The sequence below is a fragment of the Bacillus sp. GZB genome, from assembly GCF_001975995.1.
Taxonomy (GTDB): domain Bacteria; phylum Bacillota; class Bacilli; order Bacillales; family Bacillaceae; genus Bacillus; species Bacillus velezensis.
On the sequence record NZ_MTQG01000002.1, the window covers coordinates 1 to 9,505 of the forward strand.

Here is a 9,505-nt window from a genome sequence, read left to right on the forward strand (position 1 = left end):
ACCTTGAACCGATTCTCGGCATGTTCGTCAACACGCTCGCCATCAGAACGGAGCCGAAAGGAGACAAACGGTTCACCGATTACTTGGCGGAAGTCCGCCAGGCGGCGCTTGAGGCGTATGAGCATCAAGACTATCCGTTTGAAGAGCTTGTGGAACGGCTCGGCGTACAGCGGGACATGAGCCGCAATCCGCTGTTTGACGTTATGTTTGTGCTCCAAAATATGGAGCGTGAATCCCTGGTGTTAAATAAGCTGCATTTGGCTCAAGCTGCGGATACAAGTCATAAAACCGCAAAGTTTGATGCCACGCTTTACGCGTCAGAAGGGTCTGACGGTTCCATCAGCTTTGATTTTGAATTCAATACAGATATCTATCAAAAACAGACAATTGAAAAATGGCTTTCTTATTTTACCCGTATTCTTACAAAAGTAATTGAAAACCAAGCGATACCGCTTGGTGACATTCACGTACTGGATAATGCTGAAACAAATTGCGTCATTTATCAGTTTAATCAGACGAAAAGCGATTACCCAAGACACGAAACCATCAGCCGTTTATTTGAGCGGCAGGCAAAAGAAACTCCCGATGCCCGGGCAGTTGTATATGATGGACAAATTTTGACATACCGTGAGCTGAACGAACGGGCTAACAGAATAGCGGCGGCTCTCCGATCAAATGGCGTCGGTCCGGAAAGCGTTGTCGCCTTATTAACCGGCCGCACAACAGAGCTTGCCTCCGGAATCCTCGGAATATTAAAAGCGGGGGGCGCCTACTTGCCTATCGGTGACGATGTGCCGCGGGAACGGGCTGAATGGATGCTTAAAGACTGTAAAGCTGATATTCTTCTCCAATCTGATAAACTTGACGGTCTGCCGCTTACAGGAAAACGTTTATTCATAGAGGATATTCAAACAAAGGCCGGATTGAGTTCGGAGAATCCCGAGCCGCTCGGCGGACCTGAATCGTTGGCCTACATGATTTATACGTCCGGGTCAACAGGTGCGCCAAAAGGCGTCATGATTGAACAGCGAAGCGTGATCCGCCTTGTGAAAAACAGCAATTATATTGATTTTACGCCGGAAGATAGACTGTTGTTTACTTCATCATTAGGATTTGACGTTACGACATTTGAAATATTCGGTCCGCTTTTAAACGGCGCTTCTTTATATGTAAGTGACCAGGAAACCTATCTCGACTCTGATGTTCTGGGAACATTTATACAGCAAAATGGCATTACGACACTGTGGCTGACATCGTCTCTGTTCAACCATTTATCAGAACAAAATGAACACGTGTTTTCCGGATTATCCCGATTGATTATCGGCGGGGAAGCACTGTCCCCGAGCCATGTAAACCGGGTTCGGAATGCGCTGCCTCATCTCTCAGTATGGAATGGATACGGACCGACTGAAAACACGACGTTCTCGACTTGCTTTTTGATTGAACAATCATACGATCATTCAATCCCGATCGGCCGCCCAGTCGGAAATTCAACCGCATATATCATAAACGGCAGGGGAACACCACAGCCGATCGGCGTCATCGGCGAATTATGCACTGGAGGAGACGGTGTGGCAAGAGGATACTTCGGCCGCCCTGAGCTGACGGAAGAAAAATTTGTCCCCAATCCTTTTGTTCCCGGAGAACGGATGTACCGCACCGGAGATTTAGCCCTCTGGCTGCCGGACGGAACGATCGAATATGCCGGGCGGATGGATGATCAAGTGAAAATCCGCGGTTATCGGGTCGAGCTGGGAGAGATTGAAGCCGCACTGAGGAGCCTGGACAGCGTGAAAGAAGCTGCCGTGTCAGTCAGAACCGGGCAGTCCGGCAATAAAGAACTGATCGCATATATGAGTCTGCAGGCGGACATGGATACAGAAAAAGTGCGTTCTTCACTGTCTAAGCAACTGCCGAATTACATGGTTCCGGCCTATATGATGGAACTTGAGAAGCTGCCGCTTACGCCGAACGGGAAATTGGATCGGAAAAATCTGCCCGAACCGGAGCTCGCGCTTCAAACCGCGTACACAGCTCCCCGCAATGAGCTTGAAGAACAGCTTTCCGTGATCTGGCAGGAAGTGCTCGGCACAAAACAAGTCGGGATTGAGGACTCATTTTTTGAGCTGGGCGGCGATTCAATCAAAGCGCTGCAAGTTTCCGCACGGCTCGGACGCTATGGGTGGAAAATGACGGCAAGTGACTTATTCCGGCACCCGTCCATTAAGGAACTCGCGCCTCTTATCCGGAAAGCGGAAAGAGTCATCGATCAGCGGCCGGTGGAAGGAGACATACCTTGGACACCCGTTCAGCACTGGTTTTTATCACAGCGGATGGAAAACAGAAATCATTTCAATCAGTCCGTCATGATGTTCAGCTCTGACGCATTGCATAAACAGCCGCTCAAAGAAGCCTTGGAGCATCTTGTCATTCATCATGATGCACTCCGGATCACTGTCAGTGCAGAAAACGAAAGTTTCAGACAAATCAATCACGGTATTCAAAAAGCTGAACTGTACAGCTTGGACATTTGGGATCTGTCTGGGACAGATACTTGGGAAAGAGAAATAGAAACTGAAGTGGCTGCGCTCCAACAGCGGATGGATATTGAAAAAGGGCCGTTATTAAAAGCCGGCTGGTTCAAAACCCGGTCGGGGGATTATTTATTCATCACCGTACATCACCTGGCGGTTGACGGAGTGTCATGGCGTATTCTGCTGGAGGATTTATCTGCCGCTTACACTCAAGCCGTAAAAGGTCAGCCGGTCCAGCTTCCGCCAAAGACCGATTCGTTTAAACAATACACTGAACGGCTTTCAGAATACGCAAAAAGCAGCAAGCTGATGCATGAAGAAGAATATTGGCGTTTTATTGAAGAAGAAACAGCCGCCGAACTTCCTTATGAAAAACCGCAGCATCCGACGGGAGCCGACAGCATTCGGCAAACGGTAAGCTTTACGCTTACAGAAGAAGAAACGTCCGTTTTGCTTCAGCAGGTCAACCGGGCCTACCATACCGATACGCAAGATATTCTTCTGACTGCCGCAGCTTTGGCTTTACGGGACTGGACAGGGGGCGGCAGATTGCGCATCGCGATGGAAGGGCACGGGAGAGAGCACATCATGCCGGAGCTCGACATCAGCCGCACCGTAGGCTGGTTTACCTCCATGTATCCGGTGCTCATTGACTTGAACACAGCAGGCGCTGAGCTTGGAACGGCGGTAAAAACGGTCAAAGACACACTCGGAAGAATACCGGATAAAGGAATAGGCTACGGCATTTTAAAATACATGACACCGCCTGAACAAAAAACAATCCGCTTCAGACAAGCGCCTGAAATCAGCTTTAACTATTTAGGGCAATTCAATGATACAGAAGATCAGCACACGTTCAGTCTGTCCGGTCTTGCAAGCGGGCACGACATCACGCCGACATGGCAGCGGGAACAAGCGGTGGAAATGAGCGCGATGGCCGTACAAAACAAACTTCACTTCAGTTTGAGCTATCCGCCGAGCCGCTTCCGCAAAGAAACGATGGAACAGCTGCTGCAAACCTTACAGCAATATTTGCGTGATATTATGGCGCACTGCACAGGCAAAGAGGAAGCAGAAAAAACCGTTAGTGATTTTAGCAGCAAAACGTTAACATCTGATGATTTGGACAGCATAGCGAGTTTTGTCGAGGAACTGTAGAAAAAGGCGACGGGGAGATTATAACATGACAAAAAAGAATGCAATTCAGGATATTTATCCGCTGTCTTATATGCAGGAAGGAATGCTTTTTCATTCCCTCCTGCAAAAGGAATCACAGGCTTACGCCGAGCAGGCCTCCTTTTCAATAACGGGGAAGGTTGACACCCGCGTGTTTGAAGAGAGCGTTCATGCCCTCTTCGAAAGACATGATATTTTCAGAACGATCTTTATCAGCCAGAACGTGTCAGTGCCGCAGCAGGTCGTATTAAAAGAGCGGAACGTCAGCATCATTGAGGAAAATCTCACTAATTTAAATAAGGCTGATCAAATCAAGTATATCGAAGAAGCCAAACGAAGAGACCGTGAGAAAGGGTTTCATCTGCAAAAAGACATGCTGATGCGGGTGACGCTGCTTCAAACCGGTGAATGTGATTATACGTGCATATGGAGTTTCCATCACATCATTATGGATGGCTGGTGTCTCGGAATCGTGCTGAAAGAGTTCTTCCAGATATACGCCTCGCGGCTCCGCCGAACACCGTTAACGCTTGAGCCCGCTGTGCCGTACGGGACCTACATCAAGTGGCTGATGGAGCAAGATAAAGAAAAAGCCGCTTCGTACTGGGAGCGATACCTTGAAGGCTTTGAGCAGCAGACTGTTCTGCCGAAGCAGAAAAAAGCCGGCGAAAGCAGACAAGAGGAAGTGACGTTTTCCTTTTCAAAAGAGGACACGGCTAAGCTGAAAGAGCTGGCCGTGAAAGAAGAGGTCACGCTGAGCACCATTTTCCACACGCTCTGGGGCATTTTGCTTCAGGCGTATAACCAGACAGAAGATGCAGTTTTTGGTTCTGTCATTTCCGGAAGGCCGTCTGAAATCGAAGGCATCGAGCGAATGATCGGCCTGTTTATTAATACCGTGCCTGTCCGGATCAGCAGGGCGGACATCCCGTTTCAAAAGCTGATCAAAAACGTGCAAAGGGACGCTTTGAAAGGACAGGCATACAGCTATCACCCGCTTTATGACATACAGGCGAATTCACAGGTAAAACAAGGCTTAATTGACCACATTCTCGTCTTTGAGAATTATCCGGTTGAACAGGAGCTTGATGTGCTGAACAGCAAGGGAGACACGAAAGACCTTTTTCACATCCATGATTTCAGCATGGAAGACGAAACCAACTACAGTTTTTACCTGATGGTGGCGCCGGGTGACGAGATTCATTTGAAAATGAGATACGATTCAAGCGTGTATGACCGCCAATTTATCGAAAATATCAAAGGCCATTTGGCACACATCGTCTCCCAGGTTCTCGACAAACCGGACATCACGCCCGACAAGCTTGAAATCATCACCCCAGAGGAAAAAGCGCAGCTGCTTGCGCCGATTTCTGAAGAGACCGAAAAACCTGAATATGACACGGTTCATGCGATGTTTGAAAGGCAGGCCGCAAAAACGCCGAATCAAATCGCGATTCGGTATGAAGGTGAGTCAGTGACGTACGAAGAGCTGAACGAATCGGCTAATAAGCTGGCCCGCCTGCTGCAAAAGCGCGGATTAAAGCGGGAGGAGCCGGTAGGCGTCATGCTCGGCCGTTCCCCTTCTTTAGCGGCGGCTGTTCTCGGTATTTTAAAAGCGGGCGGCGCCTTTGTCCCGATAGATCCGGGCAGTCCAAAGGAGCGTATCCGATATGTCATTGAAAACAGCGGCTGCGTCCATGTTGTAACAGAGCGGCATCAGTCAGTCCCCGCGGAACAAGCGCTGCAAGTTACATACATAGAAGAGGCCGGGACGGAAGCGGACGGAAGCAATGTGCAATCCATTAATACGGCGGACGACCTCCTTTATATGATTTATACATCGGGAACGACAGGGAAACCGAAGGGTGTGCTGCTCGAACATAAAAATATGGCCAACCTGCTTTCTCACCAATTGACGAACACAGACATTGATTTTTGCACAAATGTGCTGCAGTACGCATCTTTGGCGTTTGACGTCTGCTATCAGGAGTTATTTTCAGTACTCTTGAGCGGCGGCACCCTTTGTATCGTGCCCGAATCAATCAAACGGGATGTTTCTCAGCTGTTTTCGTTTATTGATCAGCACAAAACGGAAGTGGTGTTTTTCCCGACTGCGTTTGTCAAGATGCTTTTCAATGAAGAAGGTTATGCACAGTCTTTTCCCCGCTGTGTGAAGCATGTCATTACGGCCGGGGAGCAGCTGACCGTTTCGCGTTTGTTCAGGCAGACGCTCCGTTCACACGGTATGCATCTGCATAATCATTACGGCCCGTCAGAAACTCATGTGGTTTCAACGTATACGATTTCTGCGGGAGATGACATACCTGAACATCCGCCGATCGGGAAACCGATCCATCATAACAAGATGTATATTCTCAGCAAAAACCGGCAGCTTCAGCCTCTCGGAATTGCGGGAGAATTGTATATTTCCGGGGCGAATACAGGAAGAGGCTATGTGAACAATCCGGCGCTGACCAAAGAAAAATTTTTGCCGGATCCGTTCAGAACGGACGCCGTCATGTACCGGACCGGAGATTTGGCAAGACTGCGTGCGGACGGCCAAATTGAATACATCGGCCGGACAGATGATCAAGTGAAGATCAGAGGGTACCGGATTGAACCGAAGGAAATTGAAACCGTCCTGGCAAATCATCATGCCGTGAAGGAAGCTGCCGTTCTGATTCAAACGAATGAGTCGGGCGAAAATGAATTATGCGCTTACTGCAGCGTCTCACAAGCGACTGATCCTTCTCAGCTGCGGAGAGATTTGGCTAAAGAGCTGCCTGAGTATATGATTCCGGTCAAATGGGCTTTTGTTGACTCAATTCCGCTCACTGCGAACGGAAAAGTCGATCAGCGGGCCCTTCCGGAAGCTTCGGCGTACGCCGCAGGCCGTCGATATACAGCTCCCCGGAATGTGACCGAGCTGAAGCTTACCCGCATATGGGAAGAAGTGCTTCAAACCGGCCCGATCGGCGTTCACGATCACTTTTTCGAGCTTGGCGGCCATTCATTAAAGGCGACTGCACTCGTTGCAAAAATAGCTAAAGAGTGCAGTGTGCAAATCCCGCTGAGCGATGTCTTCAGCCATCCGACTGTAGAAGAACTCGCCAAAATCATCAGTGAAGCAGAAGAGAACCCGTTCGCATCCATAGAAAAGACAGAAATGAAAGAAACATATCCTGTCTCATCCGCCCAAAAACGGATGTACGTCCTTCACCAGCTTGAAAATGGCGGTGTCAGTTATAACATTCCAGCCGTTTTAGAGGCAAATGGCCCGTTTGACCGAGATAGGATGGAAGCCGTGTTCAAGGAACTGATCCGGCGGCATGAACCGCTCAGAACGTCCTTTGAAGAAAAAAACGGCCTGCCCGTGCAGAGGATTCATGACGACGTGCCGTTTGCATTTACAAAAGAACAATCAGCCGAAGCGTTTATCCGGCCGTTCGATCTCGGCAAAGCGCCCCTTTTCCGGGCGGGATTTGTCCAAATAGAAAAAGACCGGCATCTGCTTTTAGCTGACATGCATCATATTATTTCAGACGGCGTATCCGTCAATCTTTTGATACGTGAATTCAGTGAGCTGTATGCTGAGAGAAGTCTGCCGCCGTTACGGATTCAATACAAAGATTATGCCGTCTGGCAGCAATCATTTATGGCGGGCGCCGCATATCGGAAACAAGAGGAGTACTGGCTGAACCGGCTTGCCGGTGAGATTCCCGTGCTTGAATTGCCGGCTGATAAGCCGCGTCCCCCGGTGCGGAGCTTTTCCGGTGACCGGGTGTCATTTGTCATCAATGAAAAACATACAGCTCAGTTGAAAAAGCTGGCGAAAGAAAACAAAAGCACACTGTATATGACGCTGCTCGGTGTGTACACAGTTCTGTTAGCCCGTTTAAGCGGACAGGAAGATATGATTGTCGGGTCTCCGATTGCAGGAAGGCCTCATGCCGACCTTGACGCCGTTCTGGGCATGTTTGTCAATACGCTTGCTTTCAGGACGCGTCCCGACGGAAGCATGACATTCAAAGAATATTTAAAGGAAATTCGCCAAACAGCGCTTGAGGCTTACGAACATCAGGATTACCCGTTAGAAGAGCTCGTCGATAAGCTCGGTGTGCCGCGGGACATGTCCCGAAATCCGCTGTTTGACACAACATTTGCGCTGCAAAATATGGAACAGCAGAAGCTTAGGGCAGCCGGACTTGAACTGCAGCCGGCAGACGTCAGCCTGCCGATTTCTAAATTTGACTTATCACTGTACATCTCTGAAAACGCCGGTGAATTGTACTGCCAGTTTGAATACAGCACCGATTTGTTTAAGAGAAAAACGATTCAAAAATGGGCGGGATTTTTTACGACACTTGCCGAAAACGCCGCAGCTGATCCGGGCTTGGAATTAGACGATATTTCTGTTTTGACAGAAAAAGAAGAAGTGTCTCTGCTTCAAGATTTCAGCCCCTTTCAGAAAACAGCGTTTCCGCTTCATCAGTCTCTTCATGATCTGCTGGAACAGCAGGCGGAAAAAACGCCGGACCGTCCTGCGATTTTAACTGATGACATTTCGATTACGTATCAGGAACTGAACGAAAGGGCAAACGAGCTTGCGCATCAGCTGATCAAGCGCGGGATAAGGCTGGAGGATAAAACTGCCATTATGGGCCGGCGTTCTCCAGACATGCTGATCGGCATTTACGCTGTCTTAAAAGCAGGCGGTGCATATCTGCCGATTGATCCGGATTACCCGGAAGAGCGGATTCGCTTTTTACTGAAAGACAGCGGCGTGAAATTCTTACTGGCAGAACCAGAACTTTTCGCACCAGATCTTTTTGAGGGAGAAATGGTCTCTCTGAAAAGCGGACAAACAGGAAACCCTGAAGCTGCGGCCAACCCTAACGTTCCGGTAAAACCTGATTCATTGGCTTATATCATCTATACATCCGGTTCTACGGGACGCCCAAAAGGCGTGCAGGTTGAACATCGGTCAGCCGTAAACTTTTTATACTCACTGCAAACGCGTTATGGATTAAGTGATTCTGACATCATTTTGCATAAAACATCCTACTCTTTCGACGCTTCGATTTGGGAGCTGTTTTGGTGGCCGATCGCGGGAGCTTCTGTTTTCCTCCTTCCGCAAGGCGGCGAGAAAGACCCTGAAATGATACTGAACGCATTGGAGAAAAACCGCATAACGGCGGCTCATTTTGTGCCATCCATGCTTCATGCTTTCTTGGAATATATAAATTCCAGAAAACAGCCGATCAAAAAGACCTGCTTAAAAAGGGTTTTTGCCGGCGGCGAACAATTGGGCCCGCACTTGGTTTCCCGTTTTTATGACCTTCTGCCTGGAACGGAATTGACAAATTCCTACGGTCCGACGGAAGCGACAGTAGAAGCGGCGTACTTTGATTTGCCGCAAGGAAAAGAATTTCACAATGTTCCGATCGGCATTTCCGGGCATAACATGCGGCTGTATATTTTAAATCAAAAGAAACAGCTTCTGCCGCCGGGCTGTATCGGAGAGCTGTACATCGCGGGGACAGGGGTGGCCCGCGGCTATCTGAACCGGCCCGAGCTGACGGAGGAGCGTTTTCTCGATGATCCGTTTTATCCGGGAGAACGCATGTATCAGACGGGTGATATCGCACGCTGGACAGAAGACGGCCTAGTCGAATGGCTCGGCCGTTCAGACGGACAGGTGAAAGTCCGCGGCTACCGGATTGAACCGGGAGAAATCGAAGCGGCGATCCGGCGCATCGACGGCATTCGTGAGGCGGCGGTCACCGCCCGGACTG

Annotated in this window: 2 protein-coding genes; both read left to right on the plus strand. The window is 49.2% G+C overall.

The window, feature by feature from the left end; genetic code table 11:
* A partial coding sequence (locus tag BXO87_RS00020; protein WP_139337706.1) for a non-ribosomal peptide synthetase occupies nt 1-3,692 on the plus strand: 3,692 nt, incomplete at its 5' end.
* A 25-nt stretch (nt 3,693-3,717) separates the two neighbouring features.
* Nucleotides 3,718-9,505: non-ribosomal peptide synthetase (locus BXO87_RS00025; protein ID WP_139337707.1), on the plus strand; the 5,788-nt coding region annotated here is incomplete at its 3' end.